Origin of the sequence: Sporosarcina sp. P13, assembly GCF_002743055.1 — a bacterium.
Classification (GTDB): Bacteria; Bacillota; Bacilli; order Bacillales_A; family Planococcaceae; genus Sporosarcina.
In genome coordinates, this window is sequence record NZ_PDYM01000037.1 from 20,634 (window position 1) to 31,481 (window position 10,848).

General features: G+C 41.2%; 17 protein-coding genes. 8 read left to right on the forward strand and 9 right to left on the reverse strand.

From position 1 onward, the window contains the following. The first annotated feature begins 3 nt into the window (after positions 1–3). From CSV79_RS13695 to mnhG, 3 genes are read left to right on the forward strand one after another with little or no spacing between them, the layout of a single operon-like run. On the forward strand, positions 4–486 hold the full coding sequence (locus CSV79_RS13695; protein WP_099689626.1) for a Na+/H+ antiporter subunit E: 483 nt from the start codon (positions 4–6) through the stop codon (positions 484–486). Continuing rightward, complete coding sequence (locus tag CSV79_RS13700) at positions 483–764, forward strand: Na(+)/H(+) antiporter subunit F1 (protein ID WP_099689627.1); 282 nt, start codon at positions 483–485, stop codon at positions 762–764. Before CSV79_RS13695 ends, CSV79_RS13700 begins: the two co-directional genes overlap by 4 nt. Continuing rightward, entirely contained in the window at positions 748–1,128 is a 381-nt protein-coding gene (gene mnhG, locus CSV79_RS13705) for a monovalent cation/H(+) antiporter subunit G (protein ID WP_099689628.1), read from the forward strand. The genes CSV79_RS13700 and mnhG overlap by 17 nt, the downstream gene beginning before the upstream one ends. 22 nt (positions 1,129–1,150) lie before the next feature. Here mnhG and CSV79_RS13710 read toward each other — a convergent pair whose 3' ends face one another. Together CSV79_RS13710 and CSV79_RS13715 are read right to left on the reverse strand one after the other, a co-directional pair. Then, positions 1,151–1,402 carry a hypothetical protein gene (locus CSV79_RS13710; protein ID WP_099689629.1) on the reverse strand — a complete coding sequence of 84 codons (252 nt, stop codon included), beginning with the start codon at positions 1,400–1,402 and terminating at the stop codon, positions 1,151–1,153. Between the two features lie 70 nt (positions 1,403–1,472). Continuing rightward, entirely contained in the window at positions 1,473–2,981 is a 1,509-nt protein-coding gene (locus tag CSV79_RS13715; protein WP_099689630.1) for a leucyl aminopeptidase, read from the reverse strand. Positions 2,982–3,138: 157 nt separating this feature from the next. On the opposite strand from CSV79_RS13715, the gene CSV79_RS13720 reads away from it, so the two are divergent. After that, complete coding sequence (locus tag CSV79_RS13720; RefSeq protein WP_099689641.1) at positions 3,139–3,615, forward strand: divergent PAP2 family protein; 477 nt, start codon at positions 3,139–3,141, stop codon at positions 3,613–3,615. A 136-nt stretch (positions 3,616–3,751) separates the two neighbouring features. Here the strand turns inward: CSV79_RS13720 and CSV79_RS13725 are convergent, their stop codons facing one another. The 3 genes from CSV79_RS13725 to CSV79_RS13735 form a co-directional block, all read right to left on the reverse strand. Beyond that, positions 3,752–4,078 carry a YuiB family protein gene (locus CSV79_RS13725; RefSeq protein WP_099689631.1) on the reverse strand — a complete coding sequence of 109 codons (327 nt, stop codon included), beginning with the start codon at positions 4,076–4,078 and terminating at the stop codon, positions 3,752–3,754. A gap of 258 nt (positions 4,079–4,336) precedes the next feature. Then, positions 4,337–5,557, reverse strand: a complete 1,221-nt coding sequence (locus CSV79_RS13730) for an NAD(P)/FAD-dependent oxidoreductase (RefSeq protein WP_099689632.1) — start codon at positions 5,555–5,557, stop codon at positions 4,337–4,339. Between the two features lie 198 nt (positions 5,558–5,755). Continuing rightward, the gene (locus CSV79_RS13735) at positions 5,756–6,121 is read right to left on the reverse strand and encodes a HesB/IscA family protein (protein ID WP_099689633.1); all 366 of its coding nucleotides are present in this window, start codon (positions 6,119–6,121) and stop codon (positions 5,756–5,758) included. 118 nt (positions 6,122–6,239) lie between these two features. Here CSV79_RS13735 and CSV79_RS13740 point away from each other — a divergent pair, with 118 nt between their 5' ends. Beyond that, positions 6,240–6,938 carry a DUF2225 domain-containing protein gene (locus CSV79_RS13740; protein ID WP_233201459.1) on the forward strand — a complete coding sequence of 233 codons (699 nt, stop codon included), beginning with the start codon at positions 6,240–6,242 and terminating at the stop codon, positions 6,936–6,938. 78 nt (positions 6,939–7,016) lie between these two features. Here the strand turns inward: CSV79_RS13740 and CSV79_RS13745 are convergent, their stop codons facing one another. Then, positions 7,017–7,256 (reverse strand): NifU family protein, encoded by a 240-nt coding sequence (locus CSV79_RS13745; protein ID WP_029054424.1) that lies wholly within the window; start codon positions 7,254–7,256, stop codon positions 7,017–7,019. Between the two features lie 83 nt (positions 7,257–7,339). On the opposite strand from CSV79_RS13745, the gene CSV79_RS13750 reads away from it, so the two are divergent. Beyond that, positions 7,340–7,666, forward strand: coding sequence for a YuzD family protein (locus tag CSV79_RS13750; RefSeq protein WP_099689635.1), 327 nt, complete (start codon positions 7,340–7,342; stop codon positions 7,664–7,666). 93 nt (positions 7,667–7,759) lie between these two features. Here CSV79_RS13750 and CSV79_RS13755 read toward each other — a convergent pair whose 3' ends face one another. Further along, positions 7,760–8,473 carry an N-acetylmuramoyl-L-alanine amidase gene (locus CSV79_RS13755; protein WP_099689636.1) on the reverse strand — a complete coding sequence of 238 codons (714 nt, stop codon included), beginning with the start codon at positions 8,471–8,473 and terminating at the stop codon, positions 7,760–7,762. A 194-nt stretch (positions 8,474–8,667) separates the two neighbouring features. On the opposite strand from CSV79_RS13755, the gene CSV79_RS13760 reads away from it, so the two are divergent. Next, positions 8,668–9,120 carry a hypothetical protein gene (locus tag CSV79_RS13760; RefSeq protein ID WP_099689637.1) on the forward strand — a complete coding sequence of 151 codons (453 nt, stop codon included), beginning with the start codon at positions 8,668–8,670 and terminating at the stop codon, positions 9,118–9,120. Positions 9,121–9,226: 106 nt separating this feature from the next. On the opposite strand, the gene CSV79_RS13765 is transcribed toward CSV79_RS13760, so the two are convergent. Then, the gene (locus CSV79_RS13765) at positions 9,227–10,294 is read right to left on the reverse strand and encodes an NAD(P)/FAD-dependent oxidoreductase (RefSeq protein WP_099689638.1); all 1,068 of its coding nucleotides are present in this window, start codon (positions 10,292–10,294) and stop codon (positions 9,227–9,229) included. Positions 10,295–10,439: 145 nt separating this feature from the next. On the opposite strand from CSV79_RS13765, the gene CSV79_RS13770 reads away from it, so the two are divergent. Beyond that, on the forward strand, positions 10,440–10,676 hold the full coding sequence (locus tag CSV79_RS13770) for a YuzB family protein (protein ID WP_099689639.1): 237 nt from the start codon (positions 10,440–10,442) through the stop codon (positions 10,674–10,676). Between the two features lie 74 nt (positions 10,677–10,750). Here the strand turns inward: CSV79_RS13770 and CSV79_RS17465 are convergent. After that, positions 10,751–10,848, reverse strand: a 98-nt coding sequence (locus CSV79_RS17465; protein WP_369824980.1) for an IS3 family transposase, incomplete at its 5' end; no start/stop codon positions are given.

Sequence of the window (10,848 nt, forward strand, 5' to 3'; positions counted from 1 at the left end):
GTCATGGCTTTTCAGATACTATTAAATTTCTTCATTGCTGTCGTTTGGATGTTCATGACAAGTTCATTGACACCTTCCACGTTTATCATTGGATATATTATCGGATTGTTAATGATAATTATGACGCGACGTTATTTCAAACATCGCCTGTACATTTGGCGTATATGGTCCGCTGTTAAATTGACTTCTATTTTCTTGAAGGAGTTAATCCTGTCGAATATCTCGGTGCTACTGTTGATCATTAAACCTGACCTCTCTAAGATGCAACCGATGATTTTTGCGCTACCGACTGAACTTGAACAGGACTGGGAAATTACGTTGTTATCAAGCTTGATCACGTTGACTCCTGGAACAATGGTTATCCATGTTTCAGATGATCAGCGGACGTTATATATTCACGCAATCGATGTCGAAGATGTGGATGAAGCAATCGATTCTATTAAAAACACATTCGAGAAAGCGATTATGGAGGTGAGACGGGGATGACTATGTTTTACTCAGTATGTCTAGTGTTAGTGTTTCTTTCTATGCTCGGATTACTCTATCGTGTCTGGAAAGGCCCATCTACACCTGACCGGCTCATTGCACTGGATGCGATTGGCGTAATGCTCATCTCCGCTATCGCCTTGCTTTCTATCTTGTTTGACACACCGTTCTTTATTGATGTGATTTTATTGATTGCGATTATGTCATTCATCGGCACCGTGTCCTTCTCGAAATTTATTGAGAGAGGAGAGATCATCGAACGTGGATCTGATCGCTAATATCATTATTGTGTCACTCGTCATAGTGGGAATCATCTTTACGATTGTCACAGTCATTGGGATTTTACGATTACCTGACGCGTATACACGTTCGCACGCAGCATCAAAAAGTGCAACGCTTGGCGTCATGAGCGTGTTACTCGGTGTGTTCTTTCACTTTTGGTGGAATGAAGGACACTTCAGTATTCAGTTATTGCTCGGGATTGCATTTTTGTTCATCACGTCTCCAATTGGCGGTCACTTGATGGCGCGCGCAGCGTATATGTCGGGTGTTGAGCCTACTAAATTAACGATTGGCGATGCTTTGAAAGTAGACCTAAAAAAGCAACGTGAAGAAATGAAAAAAAACACGCAGAAGGATTAATCCTTGCTGCGTGTTTTCTTGTTTAATAGTATGGATAGTATGGATAGTATGGTGGATAATACGGTGGGTAATACGGTGGGTAGTACCCTCCATATCCACCGCCGTAACCTCCGCCGTAGCCGTAGCTAGGGAAAATAGCATTGCCTAAAAATCCACCGACCAGGCCTCCGAGGAACGGACCGCCAAAACCGAAGCCCCCACTACCACCGAAACCTCCTCCAAAGCCACCGCCATGGTGACCACCGTGACCACCTCTATAATTGTTTCTCGACATATATACTCCCCCTTTCCCTTTATCCTATGCCCAAGATAAATAGTGGTTTGGGGAAAGTGCCTATATGTGTTTATTCCTGTTCTTCTACAGCCAAGCGCTCGACGAATGTTGCAAGCGTACGAACCATCACGCCCGTTCCTCCTTTAGGCCCGAGAACGTGCGGACTCGCTGCGTCTGATGTTCCTGCGATGTCTAGATGAATCCACGGTGTATCTCCCGCGAATTCTCCTACGAAACCGCCACCGAAAATCATGTGTCCATCGCGTCCAGGTGAATTGTTCAAATCAGCTACTTGGCTTTTACGAATTCTCTTCTTATCACTTTCCGTCAATGGCAACTGCCAGACGAATTCCCCTGTCTCTTCTGCAGCCTCTTCAAACCGTTTGTAGAAGTCTTGATCATTCGTCAATGTTCCGGTTTTATCGTTACCCAAGGCGACGATCACACCTCCTGTGAGCGTCGCTACGTCGATCAAATATTCAGCGCCTGCTTGCTTTGCATAAGTCACCGCATCCGCTAGTACCAAACGCCCTTCAGCATCTGTATTTAACACTTCAATCGTCTTTCCACTTAAAGATGTAATGACATCATCCGGTTTAAAAGCTGTACTGGAAATCATATTATCCGTCGAAGCGATAACCGCAATAACATTTTTCTTCGGGCGTGACTCCCCAATAATGCACATAGCGCCTAGCACAGCCGCTGCGCCCCCCATATCACCTTTCATACCAACCATACCTTCACGTGGCTTCAGCGAGTAGCCACCCGTGTCGTAAGTGATTCCTTTACCGACTAACCCGATAACGTCTTCCCATTGTTCAGTCGCTTGGTATTTTAAAACGATCAGCTGTGGTTCTTCTACAGACCCTTGATTGACAGCGAGAATCGCACCCATGCCCAACTCTTCCATTTCCGCTCTGCCTAACACGTCGATTTCAAAATCATAGCTTTCCGCTAATTCACGTGCGTAGTCTGCCATTTTAGTTGGCGTTAATAGATTCGGTGGCACATTAACTAGTGTCCGTGCTTCGTTCACGGCATAGCCACTAATCATACCGACTTCCCCTGCCGTTTTGACTTCTTGCTCGTCTGCGGTAGTAATAAACGTTACCGTAGTCAATGCTACATCGACTTCATTGGATGAAGTTTGGAACCCTTCGTATGTGTATGCCCCCATACTAATTCCTTCTGCTACTAAATAAGCGACATCAACACATGTTAACTTTTCATTACAGAAAGGTGCTGTCCATACAGCAATCGATCGTACGCGGTCTGTTTGCACTTGTTTACCTACTGTGGCAAATAGTTCACGCATGCGTTGCTCCGTTAACTCTTTTTGCTTACCGACCCCAACAAAGTATACACGTTCATAATTTTTCTTCGATAATGCAGGCATCTTTGTTAGTTGTTTGAAATCTTGCTTTATATCCCGTGACTTTATCCATTCGGGTAACGATGGGTGAAAAGCTTCGACAACATCATCCCAGCCTTCTATGTTCTCCGGATGATCGGGCACCCCAATAACCAATACTTCAACTTCTTGCTGTTCTAGTGTGGACGCTGTTTCAACTGTAATCATTTGATAATGTCCTCCCTTTTCTATACAACATTTCCCCTACAGTATAGACTAGTGAGATGTACCGTTCCAATAACAAGGATTATTGTTTAAACCTACGATTGCAGGAGGTTTATGGTATACTATCCCTATTATCTTGTCTGAAAGGGAGTCGAATCATTTGGCTATTTTTGAAAACGTACCGCTCCTCGCAGCGTTATTTGCCATTCTATTTGCTCAGTTTGTTAAAATTCCGATTCACTTTTTATTGACACGTAAACTCGACTTTGGACTTATGACGTCTACAGGCGGCATGCCAAGTTCTCACTCAGCCGCTGTTACCGCACTCACAACTGCCATTGCTTTTGAAGTGGGTCTAGACTCACCTTTGTTCGCGGTATCCGCTATTTTCGCGGTGATTGTCATGTTCGACGCGACGGGGATACGTTACCAAGCGGGTCAACAAGCCGTCATCATCAATCAAATGCGCTCCGATTTCCAAATATTCGTAGAAGATATTAAGGGCTGGCCTCAAAAAGACAACGAAACAAAAATACAAGAGCTCAAGACCTTACTCGGTCACAAGCCAAACGAAGTATTCTTCGGCGCCCTAACCGGCATCGCCATCTCCATTATTACTTATTCTTGGATTTTGTGAGCATCAAAAGAAAATGGATGATACTGTGACGCTCAATAACTACAATGAAATCTTGAAGTAACAGCATTCGTCAATTTCTTTTACACAAAAAAACACCAATGAGAAATTCTCACTGGTGTTTTTCTGCGTTAAATCGTCAAAACATTTGATAGCCTTGCTTGCGTAGGGCCTTCATGACGAATCCAGCGATGATCGCACCGACAAGACCACTCGCCAAGATGACAATATCTACTACATGAAGCGACATAATATTTGCACCTAGTTCACTAAAAGCATGGGCTGGTTTGGTAATGTAATGAAACATCGGTACATCGTCAATAATGAAAATGACGATAATTGGATAGACGATTGCCATAAGCCACGTCATGCGTAACAGCATATTGATTAAGAAACCAATACCAAAGAACATAACAATAAATATTAAGATCGATAGCAATACTTGCGCTATGGATATAGTTTGCATTACCGATAACCTCCAGTTCATCACTTCAACATTTTACAGCATGGTGCATCGGCTTTCAATAGAATGAGATAGACAACATGAGCCGTTCTTTTCAGTTGTCATGAAATCTTAAAATATGAAACTTCAAATTTAGAAGTAAACCGAACGTCAAAGTTGACTTAACAGACGTTACATTGAAGTTGACATAAAAAAGACTGTAGACACTCCTTGACTAAGAGTTTGTCCACAGTCTCAAACATACGCTATGACAGGTGTTTCTTACAAAATGTTAAATTTACCTTTTTTGATTGTTAATCCGACACCGCCTACCATGAATAGTGCGCGGTTATCGATCATTTTCTTCATGAATGAAGCTTTTTTACCAGTCAATTTCTTATCGAATACGACACCAATCGCATCGTCATCACCTAATGAACAAACACTACCTTTTAGATCAGGTACGAATTCCATTGTCGGCTTGCCTTGGATCAACGAGATAATGTTTTTTGCACATACATCACCTTGTTGCATCGCAATTTGAGCTGTTGGCGGGTATGGACGATTGATTGCTTCGTTAATCATTAGGGAACAGTCACCGATTACGAACACATTATCAAAGCCAGGTGCGCGTAAATCTTTATTTACTTTAACTCTAGCACGCATATTTTCGATTCCAGACTCTTCGATTAAACGGTTACCACGTACACCCGCTGCCCATACAACTGTTCCAGCTTTGATGAATTCGATATCATCTTCGCCTTCACCAGTTTTAATCATAACACCTTCCGCAGTAGCCTCAACAACCGGTGTACCGATTGAGAATTCTACTCCTTTAGCGCCTAATTGTCTAACGGCATATTCAACAAGTTCTGGGTCAAATCCCGGTAATACCATAGGTGCTGCTTCTACACAAAGGATGCGTACTTTTTTAGCAGGTACGTCATATTCCTTACATAGTTCTGGCACACGGTTACCTAGTTCACCTAGATATTCAATTCCTGTGAAACCAGCTCCACCAACAATGATTGTTAAACGGCTATCGTCTTTAACTTCTTCCGTTGACCATGTAGCGAATTGATATTCCATATGATCACGAATTTGACGAGCTGCTTTCACGTTAGCGATAGACAGTGCGTATTGGTCAAGCCCTTTAATACCGAATGTTTCACCTTCGAAACCAAGAGCGATTACTAAGTAGTCATATGTATGCGAACCAAGGTTTGTCTTCACATTTTTCGCTTCAACATCAATACCTGTAACTTCTGCTTCGATGAATTTCACTTTGTTACTGTTGATGACACTAGCAATATCATAACGAACTTGCTCTGGTGTCAGAGTACCAGCTGCTGCTTCATGCAACCATGTAGATTCATAATGATAGTCATTTTTATTGATTAGGACGATGTCAGCTTCGTCTGCACCTAATGACTTTTGTAAATTAACAACAGTCATCAAACCACCGTATCCTGCACCCAATACTAAGATTGTCGGTCTTTTCACGTAAATCAAAACCACCTTTAAGTTTATTAAATGCCGAGTACGTGTAAAAACGATCAATCAATGGTTTTACGCGGTATCGGCATTTAGTTTTAATATGATATAACTTCCTACTTAATATTAGACCTTTTGGGCACTATTTTCAATAGGATTCTAATAGTGCAAATAATCAATTACACCTGCAATTTTGCAAATACTATTTTATTCGCAATCTGCCGGTGTTCCCGCTTTTTGTGCAGTACGGAATGACGTGCCACATCCACAATTTGCAATCGCGTTTGGATTGTCGATGGTAAAGCCCCCGCCCATTAAAGATTCTTTATAATCCACTTTCGTACCAGCCAAAATTGCTGCATCTTCACCTTTAACAAGTACCGGAATATCATGTTGCGTATAAAATACATCATCTTCTTCCTTTTCTGCTGCAAAACCAAGTCCATATGTTAATCCGCTACATCCGCCACCATTGACAGATACGCGTAAATAAGAGCCTTCTTCTTCATTATGAGTCATCATTTTCTTTACGTGAAATGCTGCTGCTTCTGTAATTTCTACTGGATTATTCATTAACCTCACTCACTTTCCACGATTTGTTCTATCATATCAATCCTCTTCACCGAATTGCAAACAAATACCCCCACACCAGGACTATTTTGCTGTATACTAAGTCTTAGGTATGAAAGGAATGAGTATAGTGAAAATTAGCCCATTTTATGAAAAGAAAATGCAATGTTTGCTATGCAAAGAGCATTTTCCAACTACCCGCATTCGTTCACGTCAAGCAAGAGTATCCAATCACGAAAGTGATTTTAGGCCTATATATATTAATAAGGAAATAAATCCTCTATTCTATAATGTTGCCGTTTGTCCCCATTGTGGCTTTGCTTACACGGATGATTTCTCGTCTTATTTTGCGCCTGGTACAAAAGAAATGATAGCCAAAAATATTACATCCAAATGGCGCAGTCGGTCATTTGGTGAATCTCGCACACAAGAACAAGCAATAGAAGCGTATAAGCTAGCTTATTTAAGTGCGTATTTCAAAAAGGAAAAGCACTTGACGATGGCGGGGTTCATTCTGCGGATTGCTTGGTTATATCGCGAAGCGAATGAGACAGAGCAAGAATTACATTATATACGAATTGCGCGTGATCTCTATCTAAAGGCGTTCGCACAAGGCGACTATGTCGGAACGCAAATGTCAGAAACACGCGTACTGTATCTCATTGCTGAACTTTCATGGCGGATTGAGGATCGAACGGAAGCCATTAAAAATTTCTCGCTCGTATTAAAGACTCAAAAAACATCTAATGAACCGAATATCATCCGATTAGCAAAAGACCGTTGGCAAGAAATACGCGATAACGAAACGGTAAATAGGTAAATAAAATAGCCGAATAAGGAAAGCCGTGCGAAGAAGATTTCACTTCTTTGCACGGCTTTCAAAATAAATGGTAAGTTATTAAAAGACCTGTTCTACCTCTACAACGCCTGGAACTTCTTCAAGCAACGCACGTTCAATACCTGCTTTTAATGTGATCGTTGAGCTTGGGCACGTACCACATGCACCGAGTAAACGTAATTTAACGATACCTTCATCAATGTCCACAAGTTCGCAATCCCCTCCATCACGCAAAAGGAATGGGCGCAATTTATCTAGGACTTCTTTTACCGGCTCGTATAATTTCGTATCTGTTGTCATTGTAATCAACCTCTCCTTTCCTTATACTTATTATAAACTGCCGAGCAGAAAAAATCCAATAATGAATCGGAGGATTGATTTTCATGTCACAATCACCAGTAAAAATTGAAGTCTATGGAGCCGAAGTTATCTGCGCAAGCTGCGTCAATGCCCCTTCTTCTAAAGATACGTACGAGTGGCTTGATGCCGCGCTTTCCAGAAAGTATCCTGACCAGCCTTATACAATTACGTACATTGATATTGATCAAGAAATTCCAGAGGCTTATCAACAAGAAATTGCTAAAAAAATTCATGAAGATGAGTACTTTTATCCACTCGTTATGATCAATAATAAGATGGTTGGCGAAGGTCACATCCAGCTAAAACCTGTTTATCGCGCAATGGAGGAAAATGGCTACCATGCAGGATAAAATGATAATCTCCTCGATTAATTGAGAAATGTGCTGTCCATTATGCCATCTAGTTGAAAACGTGCGACCAGTATTTTGGCTGGTCGCTTTTTGTTAGACATCTTTTATATAAATTGTCCAGCCATACCTATTGCGTAATTGTTCAGCTGCTTTTTCCGCCGCTTGTTTCGTCTTAAAGGTTCCGGTGACCAATCGGTATTCGGTCGTAGTTTGATTGTCCGTTCCAGCATTTCCTGCCTCTACTGTTTTTTTCTTCAACTTATAGTAAGCAGCCAATCCATCTGCGACCGCCACTCCTTGCGCAATCAATCGGTCGGATGATCGTAACGCTTGTATATCGGTCAACGAATCGTAAAAGCCGCCTTCAATTAAAATGGCGGGCATATTGGACTCTCTTAGTACATGCAAATTTCTTTTCTTAATTCCCCGATCGCGTAAGCCCATCGCTTGAACAACTTTCGGATGAATTAGCTCTGCTAATTGGAATGACGTTTTACTAGCGGTTGGGTAAACAAGCGTCTCCACCCCACCCCAATTTCCCCACTGCCCCGTATTCGCATTATGATGAAAAGATATTAACACATCTGCCTTCCATTGATTAGCCCGGTTGGTACGTTCCTCCAACGGCTGATCTATTTTACCGCTTGCATCATCTAAGCGGAGTAAAGAAACATTTTCATACTCGTTTAGTCTTGCCATACAAGCTAATAGCACTTGATTATTAAAAAACCATTCTCTTTCTCCTGTTGGCGAACGTTTCCCAGCTGTATTAAAGCCATGGCCCGCATCTAAAGCAATTTTCACCATTCCATTCACCTCCTACATCTTTCCTTCTAATTTATGAAATCTTAAGGGTAAGTGTATGTATTTTAAGGCAATAGAAAAAGTGCCTAAGTTTATTGGAGACTTCGTTTGTTTTAATTAGTTTCTAGGATTTCTCTTCAATTTCGACAAATCTAGGATATAATTAAAGAGAAGAACAATCATAGGGGGTAATGAGATTGAATGAGTCAAAAAAGCCACTATTGAAAAGATGGTGGTTCATCATGCTCATCGTAATTTCCGCTTTTAGCTTTACGCTAGGCGTTTTGGACTCAAAAAATAAACGAGCGAGCGAAGGGGAACTTCCCATAGAAGAACAGTTAGTAAAAAAGATTAAATATATAGATGAAGCGACAATAAATGAAAGTGGATTGTTGACAATGGTTTCTATCATTACTTCTACAACAGAGGACGTTTCTATTGCCCCTTCCTCTATCAATTGGGCTTTCAAGACTATGCAAGCAGCATTTGAATATCCAGACGTTGCACAAGTGAACATTCTTATAAAAGTAACAATCATTCACGAAAAAGGAAATTCAACAATGAAAGATCTAGCGAGCATCCTTTATACTCGCGACGAATTTGAAAATACGTCATTTGAAAAGTTCTCCAAAATAGCAAGTAACCAATAATGGTACATATATTGCATAGCAGTAGGTAAAGCATGTCGCTAAAAAAAGAACTACCAACCGCTACAAATGGTGGGTAATTCTTTTTCACTTTAGAATAGATAAACGTTTAGCCATTATGCCATTTGTACATCCAAAGTAATCCTGATTTCATTAGTCGTGCAATTCGACCCGTAACGGTACGATCTGCCAAGTATGCAAATCCTTGTTTCTTCCCTAATGATCCCATAAAGCCTTTAAGTTTCAACTCTGGCATCTCAGCCATTAGCGGCTGATCTTTCCAAATTAAACGAAGCACTTGGACGATTTGTTCCGCTTGTACCTCTGCTAATTGAGCACTTGGTGCGTGTGAAAGCGCAGCAATATCGCCGACCACATAGACATTCGGATACGTTGGCACTTGATGATATTGGTTCAGAATGACGCGTCCGGAACGGTCTTTTTGAACAGCCATTTCATCAATGACTTGACTCGGCTTAATACCAGCCGTCCAAACGACCGCGTCAACATCAATCGTCTCTTCATGATTGTAAAGTACAGATTCTCCTACTTTTGTAATATTCGAATTGGCGACCACTTCTACTTCATTTTGATCAAACCAACCTTTGACGAAATTACTTAAGCGTTCAGGGAAGTCACGTAATATACGCGGACTGCGGTCAAATAGCTTAATTTTCAAATCTGGGCGACTTTCACGTAGTTCACTCGCTAATTCGATACCACTTAAACCCGCCCCAACGATTCCTACTGTAGCTCCACCACTTAGTCCTAAAAGCGTTTGATATGTAGTTCTAGACTTACCGATTGTCTGAATGCTTAATGTGTGCTCTTCCGCGCCCGGCACGCCGTGAAAATTATCCACGCTTCCTAAACCGATGACCAGTTCATCATACGTAAGTGTCTTTCCATCCACTAATACAACTTCTTTTTCTTCTGGCTTAATTTCTTTAATCTCGCCTTCTACTACTTTTAATTGCTCATGATTAGGTATCGCTACACGAATATCCGAGTCAGGAGCCGTTCCCGCTGCCAATGCATAAAATTCTGTTTTTAAGCTATGGAATGGCGTTCTGTCTACGAGCGTAATTTCAATATCGCTAGGCAGTTCTTTGTTCAGTAAACGTAGTAATATGCGCATGTTGCCATAACCAGCACCCAGTAATAGTAATTTCCTCATAATGTTCTCCTTCTATGTGTAATGTCAACTTTTCGATTAAACCTCATTTGTAAGTATATCAGTTTGTGATTCTTTTCACAATATGTCTACTCATTGACGGACTACTTAAAAAAGAGTACCATTTCTAGTAGGCGAGGTGAGAAAGATGAATCCCATCGTGGAGTTTTGTATTAGTAATTTGGCGAATGGAGCCTATCCGGTATTTGAGACATTAGAAAGAGACCCGAATGTAGATGTGCTCGAGTACGGTTGCTTGAGTTATTGCACAAAATGTGCAGACACCTTATACGCGCTTGTCAACGGTGAACTTGTCGAAGCGGATACGCCTGATGAGTTGACCAAACACATTTATCAATTCATCGAAGACAATCCTCTTTTTTAATTATATAGCGGGCGGCAAAAAGACTGTAGATAAACTCTAAACTGTACCCTTTGTAAAGGACAATTAAAAAAAGCCTATGCTAGTTGTTGAAGTTGCTGCCTGTATTTTGCAGGCGGCAACTTTTTTAAATTCCATTGCCCACGATAATGATTGTAGTACGTCATATACCTTT

Bases quoted from the DNA above. Each gene is read 5' to 3' on its own strand.
- CSV79_RS13695 (WP_099689626.1), top strand. From the start codon at position 4: ATGGCTTTTCAGATACTATTAAATTTCTTCATTGCTGTCGTTTGGATG.
- CSV79_RS13700 (WP_099689627.1), top strand. From the start codon at position 483: ATGACTATGTTTTACTCAGTATGTCTAGTGTTAGTGTTTCTTTCTATG.
- CSV79_RS13710 (WP_099689629.1), bottom strand. From the start codon at position 1,402: ATGTCGAGAAACAATTATAGAGGTGGTCACGGTGGTCACCATGGCGGT.
- CSV79_RS13715 (WP_099689630.1), bottom strand. From the start codon at position 2,981: ATGATTACAGTTGAAACAGCGTCCACACTAGAACAGCAAGAAGTTGAA.
- CSV79_RS13725 (WP_099689631.1), bottom strand. From the start codon at position 4,078: ATGCAAACTATATCCATAGCGCAAGTATTGCTATCGATCTTAATATTT.
- CSV79_RS13735 (WP_099689633.1), bottom strand. From the start codon at position 6,121: ATGAATAATCCAGTAGAAATTACAGAAGCAGCAGCATTTCACGTAAAG.
- CSV79_RS13740 (WP_233201459.1), top strand. From the start codon at position 6,240: ATGAGTATAGTGAAAATTAGCCCATTTTATGAAAAGAAAATGCAATGT.
- CSV79_RS13745 (WP_029054424.1), bottom strand. From the start codon at position 7,256: ATGACAACAGATACGAAATTATACGAGCCGGTAAAAGAAGTCCTAGAT.
- CSV79_RS13750 (WP_099689635.1), top strand. From the start codon at position 7,340: ATGTCACAATCACCAGTAAAAATTGAAGTCTATGGAGCCGAAGTTATC.
- CSV79_RS13755 (WP_099689636.1), bottom strand. From the start codon at position 8,473: ATGGTGAAAATTGCTTTAGATGCGGGCCATGGCTTTAATACAGCTGGG.
- CSV79_RS13765 (WP_099689638.1), bottom strand. From the start codon at position 10,294: ATGAGGAAATTACTATTACTGGGTGCTGGTTATGGCAACATGCGCATA.
- CSV79_RS13770 (WP_099689639.1), top strand. From the start codon at position 10,440: ATGAATCCCATCGTGGAGTTTTGTATTAGTAATTTGGCGAATGGAGCC.